14 protein-coding genes are annotated in these 18,399 nt (G+C 55.5%); 7 read left to right on the plus strand and 7 right to left on the minus strand.

All coding sequences use genetic code 11. From position 1 onward, the window contains the following. Nucleotides 1-53 precede the first annotated feature (53 nt). Complete coding sequence (locus FY528_RS05105) at nt 54-617, minus strand: hypothetical protein (RefSeq protein ID WP_149069908.1); 564 nt, start codon at nt 615-617, stop codon at nt 54-56. A gap of 3 nt (nt 618-620) precedes the next feature. Next, nucleotides 621-1,397, minus strand: coding sequence for a ParA family protein (locus FY528_RS05110; RefSeq protein WP_149069909.1), 777 nt, complete (start codon nt 1,395-1,397; stop codon nt 621-623). Between the two features lie 1,019 nt (nt 1,398-2,416). Here FY528_RS05110 and FY528_RS05115 point away from each other — a divergent pair. The 7 genes from FY528_RS05115 (at nt 2,417) to FY528_RS05145 (ending at nt 9,854) form a co-directional block, all read left to right on the plus strand. Then, entirely contained in the window at nt 2,417-2,941 is a 525-nt protein-coding gene (locus tag FY528_RS05115) for a BfmA/BtgA family mobilization protein (protein ID WP_149069910.1), read from the plus strand. A gap of 6 nt (nt 2,942-2,947) precedes the next feature. Then, the gene (locus FY528_RS05120; protein WP_149069911.1) at nt 2,948-3,967 is read left to right on the plus strand and encodes a DUF5712 family protein; all 1,020 of its coding nucleotides are present in this window, start codon (nt 2,948-2,950) and stop codon (nt 3,965-3,967) included. Nucleotides 3,968-4,015: 48 nt separating this feature from the next. After that, entirely contained in the window at nt 4,016-6,301 is a 2,286-nt protein-coding gene (locus tag FY528_RS05125) for a type IV secretory system conjugative DNA transfer family protein (RefSeq protein ID WP_149069912.1), read from the plus strand. A 102-nt stretch (nt 6,302-6,403) separates the two neighbouring features. Then, nucleotides 6,404-6,655: a hypothetical protein gene (locus FY528_RS05130; protein WP_073112438.1), complete on the plus strand. Its 252-nt coding sequence runs from the start codon at nt 6,404-6,406 to the stop codon at nt 6,653-6,655. 18 nt (nt 6,656-6,673) lie between these two features. Beyond that, on the plus strand, nt 6,674-8,083 hold the full coding sequence (locus FY528_RS05135) for a Fic/DOC family protein (RefSeq protein ID WP_149069913.1): 1,410 nt from the start codon (nt 6,674-6,676) through the stop codon (nt 8,081-8,083). A 20-nt stretch (nt 8,084-8,103) separates the two neighbouring features. Then, complete coding sequence (locus FY528_RS05140; protein WP_149069914.1) at nt 8,104-8,319, plus strand: hypothetical protein; 216 nt, start codon at nt 8,104-8,106, stop codon at nt 8,317-8,319. A gap of 116 nt (nt 8,320-8,435) precedes the next feature. Further along, entirely contained in the window at nt 8,436-9,854 is a 1,419-nt protein-coding gene (locus FY528_RS05145) for a competence protein CoiA family protein (RefSeq protein ID WP_149069915.1), read from the plus strand. A gap of 45 nt (nt 9,855-9,899) precedes the next feature. On the opposite strand, the gene FY528_RS05150 is transcribed toward FY528_RS05145, so the two are convergent. The 5 genes from FY528_RS05150 to FY528_RS05170 form a co-directional block, all read right to left on the minus strand. Continuing rightward, the gene (locus tag FY528_RS05150; RefSeq protein ID WP_149069916.1) at nt 9,900-10,850 is read right to left on the minus strand and encodes an Abi family protein; all 951 of its coding nucleotides are present in this window, start codon (nt 10,848-10,850) and stop codon (nt 9,900-9,902) included. A 246-nt stretch (nt 10,851-11,096) separates the two neighbouring features. Beyond that, nucleotides 11,097-14,384, minus strand: a complete 3,288-nt coding sequence (locus tag FY528_RS05155) for a DEAD/DEAH box helicase family protein (RefSeq protein ID WP_149069917.1) — start codon at nt 14,382-14,384, stop codon at nt 11,097-11,099. Nucleotides 14,385-14,387: 3 nt separating this feature from the next. Further along, nucleotides 14,388-15,677 (minus strand): restriction endonuclease subunit S, encoded by a 1,290-nt coding sequence (locus tag FY528_RS05160; protein ID WP_149069918.1) that lies wholly within the window; start codon nt 15,675-15,677, stop codon nt 14,388-14,390. An 8-nt stretch (nt 15,678-15,685) separates the two neighbouring features. Further along, nucleotides 15,686-17,758 carry an HsdM family class I SAM-dependent methyltransferase gene (locus FY528_RS05165; protein WP_149069919.1) on the minus strand — a complete coding sequence of 691 codons (2,073 nt, stop codon included), beginning with the start codon at nt 17,756-17,758 and terminating at the stop codon, nt 15,686-15,688. A 310-nt stretch (nt 17,759-18,068) separates the two neighbouring features. After that, nucleotides 18,069-18,392, minus strand: a complete 324-nt coding sequence (locus FY528_RS05170; RefSeq protein WP_149069920.1) for a DUF3892 domain-containing protein — start codon at nt 18,390-18,392, stop codon at nt 18,069-18,071. Nucleotides 18,393-18,399 lie beyond the last annotated feature (7 nt).

Genomic DNA, 18,399 nt, shown 5'->3' on the forward strand with positions numbered 1-18,399 from the left:
AAGTGCCGGCGACCAAACCGACGACTACTCCCTAACCAGTGCTGCAAATTACGCTATTTACTTTCCGCTGGCTTAGCCGGTAGTTTGCCCTGCTTGCGCAACTGCGCTTCATAGTGCCGATGGGCAGCGACCAGGTACGCCTTTATGCTGACCGGACTATCCTCCCCTTTGGGTAGCAGCACCAGCGCCAGCCGAATCTCATTCCAGACGCTTTCCGGGATTTTTACCGAGCGCTCGGTTTCCATCAGCATGGCATCCGGGGCGGCCGGCTTGCGCCCACGCCGGGGCCGCGCAGCGGGGCTAGCCATTGGAGCGGCTGCCGGCAGCGTGGGGGCCACCGTGGCCATTGCCTGAACAGGCGGTGCTGGCTGGCTGGTCGATGCAGTTGCAGGCTCGGGAGCCGCTACGGGAACTGACGTTGGTTCGGGGGCCACCGGGGCATTGACCGGAGCCAGTGTGGCCACTGCAGGGTCTGCCACTGCCGGCGCAGCGTCAGCAGCCGCAACGCTGGTTGATTTGACTAGCTCCCCATCCATGCCCGCCCGGGCCTGATTCCGCCGCTCAGCAGAAACGGGAATACGCTGCCGGGGCTCGATTTTCGGTTTCTCGATACCCATTGCTTAATTGGTTTTAGTGGTTGACGTATCGGCCGACTCGCTGAGCTGGCTCCCGGCTTTGCGCTGGGGCAAGCCCAGGCGTTCTATCAGTTCTTCACACACGCGGCGTATTTCGGCATCCGTGTCCTTATTGCCGCCCGCGTAGGTGCGATAGGTTGGGTTGAGCAAGCTATACAGCGTTGAGGCCCGGCTGTAGGCGGTGCGCAGGCCCAGGGAGGAGTTGAGGCGCGAGAGGCCCAGCCCGTCGATGTACTCATCCATGTCCTTTTCTTCCCGCCGGCCGGCGACGCGCTTGGTTGGAAGGCCGAAGTATTGAAAATCCAGTTGGGCCTCCTCCGCGGACTGCTTGATAGCTTCCAGGATGCCCATAAACTCCGCCGTAGAGGCGCGGTCCAGGTAATCCGATACCAGGGGCACAATTACCGCGTCGCAAGCCGTGAGCGCGTTGAAAACATCGTCGCCATCGGCTCGGCCGGGTACGTCGATGATGATAAGGTCGTAATCCTGATTATCGGGATTGTCGATGAACTCGAAAATCTTATCCAGGGCCAGCGGGAAAACATCGTAGGGGTACTTAGCCGCCGGGTCGGTTTTCTGAAGGTTAGCCAGATTGTGCGCGTCCAGCTGAGCACGGGTTTTGACGATGCTCTGCTGATAGTCGCAATCCAGAACGGCAATCTTTAACCCATACTCAGTGGCCAGGGGAGCGGCAAGCACAAGTAGCAGGGTTGATTTACCGGAGCCACCTTTTTGGGTGGCAAAGCTGATAATTTTGGGCATGAGTTTACTGGTTAGGGTTAATGAACTTTGCGCCGGGTGGTCAGTCAGGCGGGTAGCGCAAACATACAGAGAAAGTGGGGAAGTAGTTATGTGGAGAAGTAGTGAGGTAGCGATGAAGCGAAGTATTTATGTAGCGACGTAGCGATAAATCTAAGTAGTTAAGTAGCTATGTAGTGAAGTAGCGAATAAAATTAAGGTGAATAAAGTAGCGAAGTGGTCAAGTGGCGAGGTAGCGAATATATTAGAGATTAAAGATTAAGCCGTAGCGAGGTAGTCAGGTAGCGAAGTAGTGAATGAAATATTCTGCTTTAACTAAATAAGTAGCGAAGTAGCCAGGTGGTGAGGTAGTGAAAGATCACGTAGTAAGCTGATGCTACTTTAGGCTTTATAGGTAGCGAGGTAGCCAAGTAGCGAGGTAGCGGATGAATTAAAAATCCATATCACTTCATACTTTTTGTAAGTAGCGAGGTAGTTAAATAGCGAGGTAGTTAAGTAGCGAGGTAGCGAATATGGATTCAACAGATATGATGAGCGGGGTATTATAAAGTAGCGAAGTGGTGAAGTAGTGAGCAAATGATTAACGCGGGATTACAGCGATGCTAAGGGGTTTCTGACTGAAAGGTGGGGAGCGGTTAGCAGAAGGCTAGGTAGACTTTTCTCCCAATGGCCCAACTGGTTCAACATATCATATAGAAGGTAGTGCATCAGGGGGGCATCAGTCCAGGCCTTGGGGTAGTAATTCTAACCCGTAGCTTAGCAGTAGTCCTGGCAATAGGTGCAGTTGGTGATTTTATGGCCGTAGACAACATCGGGCAGGTAAAGCCGTACAGATAATCGTTCACTTCTTTTTAGCAAGAAGAGTAACACAAATACAGCGCTAAAGCATTGTATTTGTGTTACTTGAATTCCAGCAGAGCTGAAATGGTGTGATTATATAACATAACATTCTGATTTACAGTATGTATTCTCTCACAAATTATCGTTGAACCGTAGTTTTAGCTACTATTTCAGCTGTAGAAATGGCCAAAGAGCAGAAGCCGCAGATTCGGGTAAATGCAACCAGCCACGGGGCCGCCGCGAAAGCCGCCACCCGGCTGAAAATGAGTCTTGGTGAATACACCGAGGCGGCGTTAGACTACTTCACAAGCCGGCAACTCAACCCAGCGGACGATGTGGCCCGCGAGGGTCAGCTAATCATGCAGCAGGTGAAGAAGCTAGGCGACCGGGTTTTCAGCTATATGCAGGAGGAGGAGCGCAACTTACTTCTCCCTATGCTGGAAGAAATGCTGCGGTCCCGTATCACGTTGGAGCGGGTTCTGCGGATGAATGAAATCCTGGTAAACAACCTGAATGGCCAGTTGAGCCTACTCAGTGAAGGCCAGTTGGCGGCACACCGGGAGACATTAAAGAAGCTACGACAGCAGAATGACGAGGCCGTAGAGCGGCAGCTAAAAGAGGTGCTGGCCGGTACTCAGCCCGTTGGTTCAGGCAAGAAAGTAGGGGAGGGGCAGTCGGGTAAAAAGGATACCGAACCGAGCAGCTAAGCCAGCATGTACGTTAAGCTAATCAACCCCGCGACGCACGGTAAAGCCGCTTACGATAACAGCGGCAGCAGCGCGCAGACGCTCAATTATCTGAAACAGGAAGCCGCTAAAGATGGACAAGCAGCAACGTTTTTCGGGGCTGACCGCGATGGGATAGAAGCGGCAGAACTGATGCAGGAAATCGACACCAACGTGAAGGGATTGCGGGCGGATGATGCCAAGTTTTACTCGTTGGTGATTAGCCCCAGCGCCGACGAGTTGGAGCATATCGGTAACGACGAACAGAAGCTGAAGGCCTACACGCGGGCCGTAATGGAGCAGTACGCTGGCAACTTTAAGCTGAAAGAAGGGCGGCAGCTGCGCAGTAAGGATTTGGTTTGGGGGGCCACTATTCACCAGGACAGAAGCTACCGGGGCACTGACCCCGAAGTGGCCGCCGGCCAGGTCCAGACGGGCGAGAAGAAGTCCGGCCTGCAGACGCATATTCACGTCATCGTGAGTGCCCGCGACCGGAGCCAGAAGATACGCCTCAACCCCGCCGGCCGCCGGCAGCGGTTCGACTTAATCAACTGGCAGACCCAGGCGGGCAAGCAGTTCGAGAAGCAGTTTACCTACACCGCGCAGGAACACGAAAAGGTGAAGGTCAAGCAGCGGGATGCCAGCCGCGATGCCAGCCGCGCCGCCAAGATTGGCGAGCGGGTAGGGATAGTGAACAAGCAGGTACCGAAGGCGCAGCAGCTGGACCCGGAGCGGGTGCAGAAGATAGCCCAGGGCCGCGAGTACGATAAGACCTTTTACCGTTCACTGGCCACCGTCGAACGCCGGGCGAAGGCGGGGGAGCCCATTGATAACGCGTACCACCTGTTGACCACCGGCCGGGAGCAGCCCCAGCAGCAGCAAGCAGCCACCAGTGCCCTCCGCGCCTTGCAACAGGCAGTACGTTCCGACCGGGGCCGCGACGAGCAGACCGAGAACATCGGCGAGAAGCGAGGCCGCACGTCCGGGGAGCTTGCTATTGAAATGTAGCGCCACCACCCAAAACGCTTATTCTTTCCCATAACCCTCTACACCGTTATGTCTAGCCACCCACCCAGGGCCGCGCCCACTACCCAGAACGTTGGGCTGATTTTTGCCCTGCTGCTGCTGGCTATCATCGGCGGCGAGTATTACACGCTGCTTCATCGTGACGAGGTAGCCCAGGCCCGCGCTGTGCAGCTCACCCAGCCCGAGATAAAGGCCCTTACTCCCAAGGAAAAACTAGCCGCCCGGATTGCCGCCATCAACGAGCGCCAGCGGCAGCGCAAGCTGGCCAAGGCGCAGCTCGAAGCCGGCCAGGTAGTAGGGGAGGGGGGCGCACAAGCTGCCGTATCCGCGACGCACGCCACCGACCAGGCCCTGAGTAAAAGCGTGGCCCATGCCGAGGCTGTAGCGAAGGCGGGCCAGGGGTTCAAATCGAAGCTGCTGGTGAAAGCGGCCAAGTTCTACGGCGCGGCCGGGGTGTGGCTGCGGGCATTGCTGCTGCTGGCGGGCCTCGCGCTGGTGTTCGTGCAAAAGGCCCCGGCCACGGTGCCGGGCAAGCCCAAGCGCAAGCCCATCAACCAAAAGACATTTCGCGTGGTGGCCGGCATAGGGGTGGCCGTGTTCCTGATTGCCGGGTACGTGCTGCTGAATATGCACCACTACACGCCCGGCTTTATCACGTTCGGGTATCCGGGTGCCGCCGCGGCCGTGCTGGCCAGTGGTGGGCTGGTGGGGCTGCTGTGGGCCACGACCAAGCGCCCGGCCTTCGGGCTGACCACCGAGCGCAAGAAGGCAGAAACGCCGGACGGCATCTATTTCCGCACGGCGGATGGTGGTTGGATAACCATTGCCAACCCGTACCGGGGCACGCTGGTACTGGGCGGGGCCGGTGCGGGCAAGACCTTCTCGATAGGGGAGCCGATGGTAGAGCAGTTTGCCTACAAGAACTTCGCCGGCCTCATCTACGACTTTAAGTTTCCGGTGCTGGCGGAAACCGCGCAGAAAGCGTTGGTTCTGGCCGAGCGCCAGCGGGAGAAAGAAAAGCAGCAGGCGGCGAAGTACGCCGGCAGCATGGTGGGCAAGGCCGCAGCTAAGCTGACCACTGCCGAGCAGGAACTGGATGAGCCGCCGGTACAGCTGCACATCATCAACTTCCGGGACCTGACACGCAGTGAGCGGGTGAACCCGCTGCGGCCCGATGATATGCCCGTGGTGGCCTTTGCCGAGGAATACAGCCGGGCTATCATCAACAACCTGAATCCATCCAGCATCCGCAAGATGGAGTTCTTCGATACCAGCGCCGTGGCGTATCTGACCAGCATCATCTGGTTTTACCGCAAGCACTATCCGGCACTGTGCACCATTCCCCACGTCGTCGCTACGGCGATGCACGACGATTTCAAGCACGTCCTGAGTATGCTCGACACGGACCTGGAGAGTGGCGACCTGGCTAGGTCAATCATTACCGCCGTGAAGCAGAAAGCGGAGAAGCAGATAGCCGCCGTCGTGGGCACGCTGCAGGTGATTCTGACCCGGATTAACAGCCCGCAAATCGTGTGGGTGCTGACGCCCAACGAGGCGGAGGGGGAAGGCTTCTCGCTCAATCTGAATGACCCGAAGGCTCCCAAGCTGCTGTGCATCGGTAACGACCCGACCCTGAAGGAGACATTCTCGCCGGTGGTGTCGTGCGTGATAACGGTCGCGCTGAAGCTGATGAACCAGCAGCGCAAGCACCGCAGCTACGTGTTCCTGGACGAGGCCGCGACCATCTACGTACCCGGCCTGGAGGTGATACCGGCCACGGCCCGCAGCAACAAGGTGGCGATGGTGTACATGACGCAGGACCTGAGCCAGATGACGGATGCCTACGGTAAGGAGAAGATGCAGGTAATGGTGTCGAACCTAAACAACCAGTTTTTCGGCAAGGTGAACTCGCTGGAAACGGCCAAGTTCATTTCGGAGCTAGTCGGCCGCGAGGACAAGGAAATGATAAGCACCAGCACCGGCACGAGCCAGGGCGGTACCGGCAGCCGCAACAGCAGCTCTAATCAAAGCACCAGCTATCAGGAGCGCAACCTCGTCCGGGTGCAGGATACCATCGGCTTGCAGCAGGGGGAGTTCATCGGGCAGACGGTGGAAACCGAAAGCACCTTTTTCCAGGGGACTATCACCCGGCCCGAGTGGACGGGGGAGCAGTTTCCCCTGCACCCGATGGTGAGCTTTGGCGGGCCAGACGACGACCCGGAGAAGGCGTTAGCCGACGCGGTGCAGGAGAACTTCATGCGGGTGCGCCAGGAGGTGCGGGATACGTTGGCCCTGCACGTAAACACCTTGGCATGAGGGGTAACAATTGCAACTGAATAACCCGAAAAAGGGCCAAAAAGCGACGTTTACGCCCTGTTTTTCGTTTACGTGATATCCACTCTCTCTTACCAGAATTCTATGCAAGTACCTACGTTTGCCCCCGCCGCCGCTGGCTTAACGCCCGAGCAGCTGAGCGCCCGCCAGGAGCGGGAGCGCCACGCCTCCAACTCGGTTTCTATTCTGATGAGCAACGGCCCCGCGCCCAGCGAGGAGGTAATGGCCCTGATGCAGCGCTACGTCGATGGGGAACTGACCTTAGACCAAGTGGACGAGCTGAACCGCGCCCGCCTGCAGGCCAAGTACGGCACGCCGGCAGCAACTGAACAGTAACCCGTCAGCACCCAGCGAATGGCAGCCAACGACAAGTTCAGCGACGAAAACGGGATACTCCTCAATAAATTCGGCATCAAGGATGCCGAAGTGCTACGACAGGTGGAGAATGACAGCGCCTTGCCCAAGCTGGCCAGGCTCAATGAGTCGGGCGGCATCCAGGGCGGGCAGTTTGACCATGCCCACTTGAAAGCGCTACACAAAAAGCTTTTTGAGGACGTGTACCAGTGGGCCGGCGAAACGCGGGCCGACCGGGGATTTCAGGGAAACAAGGCCACCTACGTTACCGGCTTCAAGGAAACCATGACCTACGCCCCGCACAAGGAGATAGAGCAGCGGCTAGGGGCCATCGGGGAGCAACTGGGTAAGGAGAACGGCTTGAAAGGCTTGGATCAGGACAAGTTCACCGAGCGGGCAGCCTACTACCTGGACCAATACAACCACACCCATGCTTTCCGCGAAGGCAACGGCCGCACTCTGCAGGCAATGGTTACCCAGTTGGGCAAGGAAGCCGGCTATCAGGTGGACTTTGGGAAAATCTCACCCGAAGTATTGAACCGCAGCCGCGACGAGGCAATGGTACGGCTGTACCCCCCGGCCGAGGCCGATAAAAACCTCAAGCCGCTCCGGGAGATGTTGCAGCAGATAACGACGCCGGCACCGGGAGCCGCGGCCGAGAAGCTGCGCGACCCCAGCCTGGCCGCCGCGCCCCCGGAGTTGTCGTCGGCCATGAAGGCAATAGATGCCCGGCGGGAGTTGGAGGTGACGGGTTACCGGGCGGCGAACGTCATTGCCAATATGCCCGGCCCTGGCAATTATGATCAGGGCGTAAAACTGGCCCAGCGGGTTTCAGCAGTTACCCATGACCCCGTCGCCATTAAAGGCCCCGGCATTATTGAAATGCAGTTGGCCACCGACAAGATTCTGAAGCATCCGGGCATGAAGGACATGACGTTGGACTTGGAAGACGCCAAGCGGCTGCGGGCCTCGTCGGTTCAGGTGGCACAGCTGGCCGAGGGCAAGGAACTGGTGAGCCCCCAGCGGCAGCCGAAAGCCGCCGCGCCGGCCGCCGCTGAGCGCACGGCCAACCCGGCGGCCATCGTGCCCAAAACCCACGAGGAGGCCCAGCCACTCTTCATTAAGGCCGCCCGTGAGGTGGCCAGGGGTTTAGAAGAAAACGGCAAGGGACTCGATGCCGCCCGCCTGCGGGAGGTAGCCAGGTTTGTGGAGCGCAGCCCGGCAATTGCGGGCCTGAACCAGGAAAACACCCATAAGGCCATGCAGGCCGCCGGCAGCATACCGAGCCTGAGCAGCAACAAGTACACCGACGAACTGCGTAACTCCGTCAGTGTGCTGGAAAAGCCACCCAAAACGATTGAGCGCGGCGGCCCCAGCGCCGGCCGCGACAGCGGCGGAATTGAACGCTAATCCTACCTAATAACCTGACCATGCAAGACGACGAGCTAAGCTTTATGGAGGATATGATAGCTGGCACCGAGCTATTGATGTGCAGCACTTGCGGCGAGGCAACGCTCCACGTCCACGATGAGGTACTGGACGTGTCGCCCGTTGCCACTGAGTTGAAAATGCAGTGTACTTGCTGCCAGACCACCCGGACGTGGACGGACTGGACCCCGCCCAGTAGCAAGGCCAGGCTCAACTAACCTCGAAGGCCCTGCCCCACGGCGGGGCCTTTTCTTTTGGTTTAGAATTGATATGTAATATTATTGTTCGCGCCGGCTAATGCTTGGTCGCGCCACCTCTAACTAGGTCTTTCCCAATGGCCGTTGAATGCGACTTTGCCCTTACTCCTGATGACAAGGAGATACATATTTTAGATGCGGAGCGAAAGTTCAAGGGCTACCGCTGCATTGGCTGCCGTCGGGATGTGTTTGCGCGGAAAGGTCAAATCAATGACCCTCACTTTGCGCACTTGGCAACACACAAGGACAAGACGGAGAAATGCACTTATTCTAACGAGACTTACCGCCACGCCAAGGCCAAAGAAATCCTGTTGCGCATCAAGCAGGTGCAGGTGCCGAATGTGTACGCGGCTTACCCAGCTGACTATACAGGCCAAGTTCCAAGACTAGCGAAGGCGTGTACCGTGAGCGCAGTAAAAGTGTTGGCTGAACGCAATGTATATATCAACGAGGTTGGAGATATTCAGTGGGTTAGGCGCAGCGAAGCAGCCAAATTCGATGACCAGGGTGGAACATGGGATTTTTTGGTCCGCCCAGACATCATCTTCTTAGATGCTGATGATAAGCCCATTCTGTTTATTGAGATTGTGGCTACCCATGAAGCCTCGGAGCAGAAGCTTGCCCGGCTACATCTGCTGAAAATTAATACGATTGAGATAGTCGTCCCCAAGTCATTCGAACCTGAGCATATCGAGGGTCTACTCTACGTTACCTCTCACACCCAATGGCTTTATAATGTCCAACGTGCTACCTACCGATTTGACGTTGCTACTGCCAGCGCCCTTGCAGCAGGAAGTGTGGGAGTTGCTCAGCTCCCAGGAGGAATTTATGAGCAAGGTGAAACAATCCGGTGCCGCCGTGCGCGCCTTGACAACGCGCTACGATACATTGCAAAGTGTATGGGACGACCTGAGATTGTTGAGGCAAAACGAGAAGTTAGCGCAGCTCAGGAGCGAGGCGAGGGATTTGTTGCAGACCGCCAAGCAGAGCGACAAGAGCGTGAAAGCCGACTTGGAGCGGAAGTACGAGCAAGATTTGACCGTTACCGAGAGGAGCGTTCAGAGCGACGCCGACAAATTAGAGTTGATGAAAAGCAGCTGGACCGAGACATACAGCATCAAGAGGAAAAGCTTCTTGAGGTCTTTAACTACGCAAAAGGCCGAATTGACCGAGCTAAAGCAGAAGTTGAAGGAGCTAAAGAGCAATGGCGAATTGACCATCACAAATCTGCGGACGAATTACGAGCAGCAGAAAGACAGTTGGACCGGGATCGGGAACACCGGAACCAGGAGCAACGACGACTTGGTAGAACTAGAAAGGAGCTTGACCGAGTTGCGCGAGAGCTTGACGATGAGGAAGGAGAGCTTGCAGCAAAGGAGGAATACCTTGCCATTGCTAGACGACGAGATAAAAGCGATCTTGACTACCTCACAACAGAAATCAGCCGAGTTGACGCAGAAGCGCGAAAATTTGAAAACCCATCAAAGACGCTCTGACGAGGGTAAGGGCAGCTGAAGATTTAACGCTGACTTTGCCGGCGGCTACAGCTCCAGCCACATAATCTCTTGTTCCCATCCCGCTGGGAATCCCATGTGCTGCCGGTGCAGGCCCAGAGTAATCAGGTCGTATTCACGCAATAGAGCCACTACGCGCCGCCCAAAGCTGGAGGTCTGGCTGACCTGCACCATCAGGAAGTTGAAGATGGATAGGGTGTAGTAAACTTTGGTGTTAATGGCCGTGACGTTGGGCTCCGTAAGCCAGTAGCCGGCGTGGCCCCGCTGATTGGAGAGCATCGGCTTCATGGAGATGTCCCACAGGCGGTCGTGGTGCGCGCACTTGTTGCGAACCCCATTGATGCTTTGCATCCAAGAGTCAAACACCCGTAATGCCAGGTTGAAATGGTTGGCAATGGCCAGCTTGGGCGTGGTATCCATGAACTGGGTAAACAGATTGTAGAGTGTCCCAAAGGAAAGTAGTTCCAGCACCATCCAGGCGGGTGGGTTACGGGGCTGGTCGTAGAAGCGGTAGTAGTCCGCGATGAAAGTTTTGCTTTTGGCCCGGTCCAGCTCCCCCCGAATAGTGGAAAGGAGTTTGGAAGAAGCCGCCTGCTCCGCCGGGGTGCCGCGTTTGAAAAAGCGGGCCTGCTCGTACCAGTTGTTGTCGCCGGTATAGCGGGTGATGTGGTAGATGATTTGGGTGCGGAACGATATTTCCAGCCGCTCAATGCCTTCTAGGCAGAGCAGGCGCAACTGCTTGTCGAACTGGTAGCGGTGCAGAATGTCGTCGAAGGTAGTGCCAGGCTGAAACTGGCTGCTACCCGGCAATAGGAAGCTGCCCCAGTAGCCGCTTAGCCGGTAGTAGCTGATGTTGGCCAAGTAGCGCAAGGCTCGCGGTTCGTCCGCCACTACCAAGCCCCGGGCCTGCAGCTTCTGTAGCTGCTGGTTGAAATCGATGGCCGGCTTGGTAAAGTAACGGGTAGGGCGGGGCGGCATAGGGAATAGGCAAAAAAAAACCCACCCTCAGCGGGGTGGGTTTCCGGTCAAACAGCAAGCCGAGACTTGTGACCGAAGAATTTTACGGTACCAACCAAACAGCACCGGCAAAGCCGATGTGGCGGATACTTTTTTTGTACGCCAAAGATACTGAATACAGCGCGTAAAATCACAAAAAGGCAAATTCACGATGTGATAAACTTGATGAGTAGGTCAAGTCGTGGCTCTCCATAGAGCCTAAAGAGCCTATCTCAGATCGGCTGTATTTAGCGTTTTCTCGAAGTCGGCGCAGAGCTGGTTAACAATGTCTTGCGTTTCCTTGATAAAGAATTCACCCAGCGCTTCCTTCTGGCGACGGACGAATTTGCGATAGAGCTTGCTAAAATCCTCGTAAATCTCCTCTGGATCAATGGCAGCAGCACCGTCGCGCATTTTGGCGATAACCCGTTTGCCGGTGTCATCGGTGCGTACGTAGGCAAAGAACAGCTCGATTTTGGCTTCGAAGTCCTTGATGAGCTCCTCAATGGCTTCCTCTTCCTGGTTGCGCTTCTCGATTACCTTGAGAATGTTGAACTTATACTTCTTGCCAAAAGGGGCTTGGTCCTCGCTCACCACTGGCGGTTTACGCTTCACCTTGGCCTCGTAGTCAGCCGGGGCCACTATGCCAATTTTATTGTCAAAGTAGATTTCCACATCATCCGCAATTTTGGCGGGCTTATGGACGCTGTTATATTCCTGATTGAATTTCTGCCAGAACTTGAGAAAGGCTGGCTCACAGTATTTGGCTTCCAACTCAATCACTCCCTCAATCAGGTTAAGGATGCGGAAGTATTTACCGATTTTACCTTTCAGCTCGCTGGCTTCTTTCGGCTGATTCCGGGCATAGGTTGCAAAGCTATTCTGCATTTCCAAGATAGGCTGCACATCCCGGTCGCCCTGCTCATGGCGCAAGAAGGCCTCGTAGTGGGCTACAAACAGGTCGTGTTGCTTTAGGTAGGCGTAGTGAATACCCAGTTTCTCCTCATTACCCAGCGGGTCGAAGTCGCTGACCACAACGTTGCTGAAATGCTCGAACGCCTTTTGGATATTGCTGATATTGATGTTTTTGTAGGAGAAGTCCACGATTTTGCAATCGTGCTTGTATTTGGCCGTCCGGTTTACTCGCGAGATAGTTTGGATAGCGTTGATGTCGCGGATTTCCTTGTCTAGAAATAGTGTGTGCAGCTTCTTTTCGTCGAAGCCGGTCTGCAACTTGTCGACCACGATAATGAGGCCGTTCTTCTTTACCGTGAAGTTCTGGAGCACAGCTTCTTCCGACAAGCCACCGTTGAGGGAAGTGGCACTAAGGTGGTCCTGACCGCCAGAGCTGTACACGATATAAATCGGTGCGTCTTTGAAACGCTCGTACTTCTTTTGGGCCACCAGCTTCTGGTATTCTTGGTCAATCAGCCGCTTATAGCGAATGGCAGCGGGAATAGAGGACACCGCTAGCATAGCTTTGGCCGTGCCACGAATGGTATGGTACACGCTGGTCACCAGACGCTCAGCTACGAACTTGGCAATGGCTGCAATGCGGTCGGGGTTCTCGTAAATGCGCTTTTTGCGAATGGCGTATTTCTTCCCGTCGGCGTCGACGCCCGTATCCGTGTCTTCGGGGATGGCCTCGTAGCTGGTATCGCCCTCAAAGCCTTCCAACTCGTTGTCGGGCAGCTCGAAGAACATTTTGGCCGACACCGGCACCAGACCGCGCAATGGGTTCAGAATAAATCCCTCCTCAATTGCTTCGCGCATTGTGTAGGCATCGAAGGGTACCCAGATGGGCCGGTTCTCGGCGTAGCTCGAAAACTCGCCGAAGCGAGCCAGGGTGTGGTCGCTGGGCGTGGCCGTGAAGCCCACAATCAGGTTCTTTTTGCGGGGCGGCTGGCCCTGTGCCGTGGCGTTGGCATCAAACACCGTTTGCAGCTCGTCAAACACGTTCATCATGCCGGCGTGCTGGTCGCCGCTGTTGCTACGGTGGATTTCGTCAATTAGGAATGCCACACGCAGGGAGGACAGCTTGGCCAGCACTTCCGGCGTAAGGGCATCGTTCACACGGCCGAACTTTTGCAGGTTCACCACCACAATGCGGGTGTCGCCACTGAGTGCCTTGAGGAACGAGGCCTTGCTACTCGCCTCCACAAACATGCTTTTCTGAATGTTCAGGTTGTGCATCTTCGTGTCGAGCTGGTCGCGCAGTTGCACGCGGTCCACCACCAGCAGCACTTTGTCATACACGTAGCGGCTGTCGCGGCGCAGGTCTTTGAGCTGCAGGGCGGCCCAGCCGATGATGTTGCTCTTGCCGAAGCCTGCAGCGTATTGCAGCAGCAGCGAATACACGTTTTTATTGTTCTGGTACTTCTCGCGCTTAGCTACCAACTCTTCAATCTGGGCCAAGCCCAGGCCCCGGGCTTTCAGGTCTTCGCGCAGCTTGTTGAGGAAGTAGTCGGGCTCGGTTTCGTGGGCCAGCAGCTCGTCAATCTTGCCCAGCACCTTGTCGGCCCCGAACTTCTGCTTGGGGCGGGGGCTGATGAGCTGGCCGTCGCTGTGCTTGTATTCCTTCTGGTTGCTGCCTTCTTTCTTAATCAGCTCGCGCTCGATGAAGTTGTAATAGAGAATTTCCTTCTCTATCATCTTCTTATCGTAGAGGGCGCGAAACACCTCCTCGAAGCGCTGGGTGCGGCTGGCTTTGGGGTCGCGCAGGGGATAGGGCTTGAAGTCGCGGAACACTTTTTTCTGGTATTCGTCGGGGTCGTAGCCGCCACTGGCGATGCCGGCCCGCAGCTCGTCAAACTGCTGGCTCAGCTGGCGCGTGACGTAGGTGTCCTGCACATCGGTGGTGGTGATGTGGATGGCCTTTTCGAATATTTTGAGCAGGTCGCGCCGGATGGTCTGGGCCACGTCGTTGCCGGCGGCCAAGTCGTGGTAGGTGTGCACGGCCTGGGCGTAGTCGCGGGCTATTTTGCGGCGGCCGTGGTCGCGGGCATTCTGGTTGCTGTAGGTGCTTTTCAGCTCGCTGTAGCCCAGGAAAATGCCGTTGAGGAAGAAGGTAATGTCAGGCCGGAACGAAAAGCGGTTCTTGCCCTCGTGCTGGTAGGTGTAGGGCAGCTCCTGTACCACCGAAAACACGTTTTCCTCGAATAGCCTGTCCTCGTAGGTTTCGCTGCCGCTGGGGTAGAAGAGGTGCAACTTCACCCCCTCGAAGGTGATGGACTTGTTGCTGTTGAGGAACACGGCCATGTTCGCTGATTCTCGGATGCGCTGATTTAGCTCCGTCATCAGGGCTGCCATCAGCGCTTTTTCGTCGCCGAACTTGCGCAGCAGCTTGCGGTAGTTGTCTTCGTTGAGGGTGGTATCGCGCAGGAAGTGTTGCAGGTCGGCGACGATGAAGAACTGGGGCGACACAGTATTGGCCTTCACTTCCCGATAGCGCAGCCCCTCAGGCTTTTCGCACAGGAACTGCATCAGGTATTTGTCTTGTAGCTCCAGTTCGTTCATAACCTATTCCGTTACCTTCAATTTACCCGTTACTACCTCGTTTATCAGCGTCTTACGCAATTCTTTGAGCATCTCAATCTGCGCCTTGAGATTGGTGACGATGGAATCTATTTTCTGCGTTTTCTGCTCTAGAAACGCTGCGATTTCAACCTGCTCAGCATGTGGGGGAAACGGAATTTTAAAGCCGCTTAGCACTCCTGTTGATAGCTCCTTGAAAAGTGTTCCGTTTCCAAGGGCATTGAGCGTCTCACTTTGTGTAAGGAGGAAGTTATATAGAAAAATATTGTGAATTCTCCTGCTGGGAACTAGGGCTTTACAGCCCTGATTAGTGCAAAGCTCCACGCCCACAATTGCAACAGAACCAATCGGGGCACGCGATGATATTACCAAGGAACCAGGTGGTACTAAAGTCGTTCCACAGCTTTTTAATCCCTCATTTGTAAGCTTCTTGCTTGACTCAACAACGAATCTTTCTTTGCCAAAATCAGCAGGAGTAATCCAGGTCACATCCCCATCCCAAAATTGGGCAACACCGCTTTTAGGCGTTGCACCATTCACAATTGAGCACACGTCTTTTAAACGCCTTACTTCCCAATGAGATGGTATGTCACCCAGCCAAGCAACACCGCTAGGTTTGCGTGGTGCATTGGGAGCGATTCCCCGACAAACAGCTTCAAGTACTAACGCATTTCGCAATTCAAGAAACTTGCTGATTTTTCGTTCTAACAACGCAGCCGTTTTGTCAAACACAAGCACTCTCTTATCCAAGTACTCTACAATAGCTTGTTGCTCCTGAAGGCTCGGAACAACGGTTTGAAGCTGGTAAAAGTCCTTGGGATACAAGCGTAAGCGGGACGACACGATGCCCTTTGAGCTACGGGTCATCTCCGTGATAAAATTCGGAGTGCGAAACAGATAGTCAAAGTATCTGGGAACGTAGGGCACTCCTTTAATGGGCCGGTACACGCCATACGCAGGGCTGCAGATGCCATGATGCCGCACGACACCTAATGCGCCCATCCAGGCCCACATGGTGTTAATGACCAAGTCACCTAATTTACAGACTTTATAGCCCTGCATGGTTTCGGCCATGAACATATTGACGTTCTTCTCACTTCGCGGCGTCACGCCCGTGATGTGAGAAACCGTCAGCAGGGTTTCGCTGCCGTCTTCTGAAAGCTGGGAAGCCTCATAAAACACATTCTTATTCCGCCGCACTTCCCAGGAAGAGGGCACCTGACCCAGCCAGCCGACTTTGGAGTCTTTATATTCCTCGTATCGCTCCAACTTCATGATTTTCACTAAAAAAGCTCCTTTTCTAGCTCACTCAGTTCCAGTTCCAGCGCGGCCAGCTCCTCACGAATGTCCTGCATTTTACCCAGCTTTTCGGGCTGGTAGAACACCTTGTTGAAGTTGACTTCCGCGCCCACTACGTTTTCCACGTAGCGGAAAGGACGGGTGATGTAGCGGGCCATGAAGTCGGCAATCTGCCGCTCGTTGGCCAAAGGGTTGGGATCGAAGGGGATGATTTCGTAGTCTTTCTGGTAGTCGGGCGTCAGCTCCACCGTAATGGCAATGTGAGCGGGCTGGGTTTTGGTTGCCTTTTTATAAGCGCTTTTTACCACGATGCGGCCGCAGCCCAGCGCGGTGCTCGCGCCATCGGCTTCTTCCAGTAGGGTGTCGCGGTCCGCATCGTAGCGATAGGTGGCCGCGGCGGTTTCTACCCGTAGCCCGCGTTCCTTATAGTCGAACCGGGCCATGGTGGGGCTCACATGGCGCTCGTAGTAGTCGAGCAGCGACTTATAGGCCGTTTTGTCGAAGGCCCTGATGGTGAACTCCGACCATTCCATGGTTTCGCCGGCCTCGGTTTGCATCAGGCGCAGCGGCTTCAGTTTCACCGATTTGGCGCGGGTGGTTTCGCCCAGCGCGTTGGTTTTCTCCGGTAGCTGCTCTTCAAACGAGCGGCCATCCTCGTCCACGTTGGTGAGCATGATGGCCTGGCGGTTGTAGTAGAAGTGCCACTTATCGAAGACGCGGGCAAAGGGCGTATCCGCGAAGCTGGTTAGGGTTTGTACGATGATGGCGCGGTTGGCCGGGTCCATCTCCTTACGCTTTTTGCCCTTGCTTTTCTTCAACGGCCGGCACAGGTCGGCCGCGTTCAGCAGCATTACCTTGTCGGCGCGCCCGGCCGGCTTCTGCTTGTTGAACACCCAGATGTAGGTGTAGATGCCGGTATTGAAAAACTCGTCGGTCGGCAGCTGGATAATGGCTTCCACCAAGTCCTGGTCGAACAGCCATTTGCGGATGTTGCTTTCCCCGCTGCCCGCGTCGCCGCTGAATAGCGTCGAGCCATTGTGCACCACCAGGGCCAGGCCGTGGTCGTCGAGCTGCGAAATGATGTGCTGGGTAAACAAAAACTGCCCATCCGACACCGACGGCAGGTCGTGAAAGCGGCCGGTGGTGTCGTTTTCGATGTTGGTTTTGTAGCCCTTCCAGTCCACGCCGTAGGGCGGGTTGGCCACCACCAAGTCAAACTTCTTTTCGATGAAGTGAATATCGGTCAGCGTGTTGCCGTACTCAATCTCCGAATCGGGCCGGAACCGACTTTCAATCTTGGCCAGCGCGTAGAGCGAGTCGCTCCAATCCTCGCCGTAGGTTTTGGTAGGCCGGTCAAATGCTTCCTTGATTTTATCCTCAACCCCGAACAGCAGGTTTCCGCCACCACACGTCGGGTCGTATATGGTCAGAAACTTGTCGTTGTGCTCCAGCTTGGAGGCAATGATTTCGGCAATCAGGGCAATGATGTCGTCGGGCGTGTACTGTTCCCCGGCAGTTTCAGCCGAGATGTCAGCCCACTTGCGCTTGATGTGCTCCTCCAGCGTCGTGATTTCGGAGTTGTTGAAGGGCACCAAGTCCACCTCGCTCCACTTCTTCACCGTATCGAACAGCACCCGCTTCTTCTTGAGCTGCCCGGCCACGCCCGAAATGTCCAGGAATTTCTCCTCCTCGGTGCCCTTGTCTACGCCCAGCAGGCTTTTGGTGGCCGGGTCGAAGGATTTGAGGTAGGCGTGAAAGTCCACGTCAAACGTCTTGTCATTCTGGCAGATGTCCTTCAGCGTGGTGTTTTTGCGGATAACGAAGTCGTTGTAGCCGATGCCGTAATCCTGAAATTCGGCCACGAAGTCTTCGATGTCGTCGCGCTTCAGGTCCTGCTCCAGCTCGGCCGAGTAGCGCACTAGCCGGCTTTCGAGCATGATGAGCGCAAAGAAGGGCATCATGAACTTGGGAAAGTCGCTCTGCTTGATGCCCGAGGCAATCAGCAGGTCGGCCGTGGCCCAAACTTTGGATTCGTATTGGAGGATGTTGACACTCATTCGGGTTAGCTTGCGCCGTCGTAGCTTTTAGGAGGATAAACAGGGCAGTAAGCGGAACTTAGCTTGTTGCCTGGTGTACCGGAAAGGCCGTTGCAGCAGCAATGGCTGTTGCTTTTAGGGTTGGCCACAAGGGTGCAAAGGTACCGTTTGGCGAGGTGGGTTGCTAGGCAGGCTACTAAAAACAACGGGTCGGTAAGGGCGCTAGGCTACGGCTTTTTGACGGCAGGGCCTTCAAACCACCTAAGCAGCAAAAAGGCCCTAGCCGTAGTGGGCCAGAGCCTTTTTGCTGCCAAGTGAAATCCATCTCCTACTAAAAAATGAGGGCGTAATTGGGTAAATGCCCCAAATTGTCGGTCAACCTCTTATCAGGGTCGGAGCGCAAGTATTTATCAGTGCCAGTCCCAACCACGTGTACGTCCTCAGTGGCATACCATCCCGGATTAACGTAGTTCCATACTATGGTAGTCACAGTGTTTCCTGCCGTCTCGACAAGTTTAATGGCCTCGGCTTTTGCGGTTTTCTTCGCAAGGTCAATGTTCCTCTTTTCGGCATCAGTTACATCGTGAATGGCATAGTGAGTGATTCCGCCATTTCCATCTTTCCAAACGCCGGATATTCTGAATTTTTTTGCCATGGTTTTT

It is taken from the genome of Hymenobacter lutimineralis (genome assembly GCF_008271285.1).
GTDB classification, from domain to species: Bacteria; Bacteroidota; Bacteroidia; order Cytophagales; family Hymenobacteraceae; genus Hymenobacter; species Hymenobacter lutimineralis.

Excerpts from the sequence above, each read along its gene's own strand:
- FY528_RS05105 (WP_149069908.1), bottom strand. The coding sequence starts at position 617 with ATGGGTATCGAGAAACCGAAAATCGAGCCCCGGCAGCGTATTCCCGTT.
- FY528_RS05110 (WP_149069909.1), bottom strand. The coding sequence starts at position 1,397 with ATGCCCAAAATTATCAGCTTTGCCACCCAAAAAGGTGGCTCCGGTAAA.
- FY528_RS05115 (WP_149069910.1), top strand. The coding sequence starts at position 2,417 with ATGGCCAAAGAGCAGAAGCCGCAGATTCGGGTAAATGCAACCAGCCAC.
- FY528_RS05120 (WP_149069911.1), top strand. The coding sequence starts at position 2,948 with ATGTACGTTAAGCTAATCAACCCCGCGACGCACGGTAAAGCCGCTTAC.
- FY528_RS05125 (WP_149069912.1), top strand. The coding sequence starts at position 4,016 with ATGTCTAGCCACCCACCCAGGGCCGCGCCCACTACCCAGAACGTTGGG.
- FY528_RS05130 (WP_073112438.1), top strand. The coding sequence starts at position 6,404 with ATGCAAGTACCTACGTTTGCCCCCGCCGCCGCTGGCTTAACGCCCGAG.
- FY528_RS05135 (WP_149069913.1), top strand. The coding sequence starts at position 6,674 with ATGGCAGCCAACGACAAGTTCAGCGACGAAAACGGGATACTCCTCAAT.
- FY528_RS05140 (WP_149069914.1), top strand. The coding sequence starts at position 8,104 with ATGCAAGACGACGAGCTAAGCTTTATGGAGGATATGATAGCTGGCACC.
- FY528_RS05145 (WP_149069915.1), top strand. The coding sequence starts at position 8,436 with ATGGCCGTTGAATGCGACTTTGCCCTTACTCCTGATGACAAGGAGATA.
- FY528_RS05150 (WP_149069916.1), bottom strand. The coding sequence starts at position 10,850 with ATGCCGCCCCGCCCTACCCGTTACTTTACCAAGCCGGCCATCGATTTC.
- FY528_RS05155 (WP_149069917.1), bottom strand. The coding sequence starts at position 14,384 with ATGAACGAACTGGAGCTACAAGACAAATACCTGATGCAGTTCCTGTGC.
- FY528_RS05160 (WP_149069918.1), bottom strand. The coding sequence starts at position 15,677 with ATGAAGTTGGAGCGATACGAGGAATATAAAGACTCCAAAGTCGGCTGG.
- FY528_RS05165 (WP_149069919.1), bottom strand. The coding sequence starts at position 17,758 with ATGAGTGTCAACATCCTCCAATACGAATCCAAAGTTTGGGCCACGGCC.
- FY528_RS05170 (WP_149069920.1), bottom strand. The coding sequence starts at position 18,392 with ATGGCAAAAAAATTCAGAATATCCGGCGTTTGGAAAGATGGAAATGGC.